This window comes from Xenorhabdus bovienii (assembly GCF_024721015.1).
Taxonomy (GTDB): Bacteria; Pseudomonadota; Gammaproteobacteria; order Enterobacterales; family Enterobacteriaceae; genus Xenorhabdus; species Xenorhabdus bovienii.
Window position 1 is genome coordinate 1 of the sequence record NZ_JANAIF010000218.1, and the last position, 1,272, is coordinate 1,272.

At 49.6% G+C, this 1,272-nt stretch carries 4 protein-coding genes; all 4 read right to left on the minus strand.

The window, feature by feature from the left end:
* Positions 1–466: packaged DNA stabilization protein (locus NXS07_RS20135; RefSeq protein ID WP_258087524.1), on the minus strand; the 466-nt coding region annotated here is incomplete at its 3' end.
* A complete protein-coding gene (locus NXS07_RS20140; protein ID WP_258087525.1) occupies positions 426–935 on the minus strand; it encodes a packaged DNA stabilization gp4 family protein in 510 nt (169 codons plus the stop codon). The genes NXS07_RS20140 and NXS07_RS20135, both read right to left, overlap by 41 nt.
* On the minus strand, positions 913–1,122 hold the full coding sequence (locus NXS07_RS20145; RefSeq protein WP_046337069.1) for a hypothetical protein: 210 nt from the start codon (positions 1,120–1,122) through the stop codon (positions 913–915). Before NXS07_RS20145 ends, NXS07_RS20140 begins: the two co-directional genes overlap by 23 nt.
* Positions 1,123–1,164: 42 nt before the next feature.
* On the minus strand, positions 1,165–1,272 hold a 108-nt coding region (locus NXS07_RS20150; protein WP_258087505.1), incomplete at its 5' end, for a P22 phage major capsid protein family protein.

Here is a 1,272-nt window from a genome sequence, read left to right on the forward strand (position 1 = left end):
CTTTCGCCCAGATATAACGCCCACGGGATCGGCAGATATCACGCACAGAGCCGATTTCATATTGTTGGAATTTAGACAAGGTAGGCCAGTTCTCCAGACGTTTGACCGTGCCGTCATAGCGATAAAGTGACATCACACCATTGGCCGCCACAGCCTGACTATTGTAACTGTGTGCCATGCTGACCCGACCGGAGCCGGGGACATCGCTGATAGCATTTGCAGCCCTATAAAGTTTGTTACCCAGCACACGATAAACAGCCGGCTGTTTAGTATTGAACTCAGCCCCTCGCGAGATACCCGTAACATCAGCGCGTTTTGTTATGCCGGGGAAGGAACGGAGATAACCAGAGGAACCCAGTATTTCTTTCGGTGTGGCCAGCATGTTGACCGGAAGTAAATCAACATAATCCGCTGTGCGATAGTCTTTACCTGTCCCCTTCATCAGGGGGAGTTGTTGAATCGGCATGTGGTTTGTCCCCGGGATAAAAATGCCAGCCGTTAACAGTCGCCCAGTGATTACCTGAACCAATAGGCATTCGTGCCGGATAATCAGAGCGTGATTTCTTGGCGCGGGATATGGCAGATTGCTTATACAAAAGCTCTTTGCCATATCTGGCGGTGTTGATGATCTTTATTGGCGGCTCAATGGCGTAATCTGGGGCAATCCGCACAGCGAGATTATGAATAACAGCACTGATAGCGCCACTTTTCATGCCGTGCTCGTCACCGTCAGCGGGTGGATTATCCGCATCAGCAAATCGATAACCAGCATTAACACCTGAGCCATCTTGATACCATTCCGCCATCATCAACTCTAAATCATTAATCGCATCTTCCATTGATTGCGGTTCGATATCGGATAACGTGGCATTGGAGGCAACACCCAGCTTACGTAGTGCTGCCTGAACCAAATCACCCTTTGTTGTCAGCCCCATTTTCACCTACCTTACCTTTGCCGAGATTCACTGGCTCCGATAGCTCAGGCTTCAACGTATCCATGGGATTTTCAACCCAGCCATCAGCCAAATATTCGTCCAATTCCTCTGGTTCAATGACCGTGATTTGCAACTTCATTCCCCAGACACTGACGTCACCGTCTGATTTGTAGAGCATCTTTTGCATGATTTACCTCAAAATAAAAAGGGAGCCGAAGCCCCCTTGTGATTATTTCTGACCTGCCAACCCGACACCAATAGCCTCTGGACGAACCGCACACGCGGAGTACCACAGCGCAATACGGCACTTACCGGACAATGTGCCGATATCCCCTTG

What these genes read in the sequence shown, in the direction of transcription:
- NXS07_RS20140 (WP_258087525.1), bottom strand. Translation starts at nt 935, where the DNA reads ATGGGGCTGACAACAAAGGGTGATTTGGTTCAGGCAGCACTACGTAAG.
- NXS07_RS20145 (WP_046337069.1), bottom strand. Translation starts at nt 1,122, where the DNA reads ATGCAAAAGATGCTCTACAAATCAGACGGTGACGTCAGTGTCTGGGGA.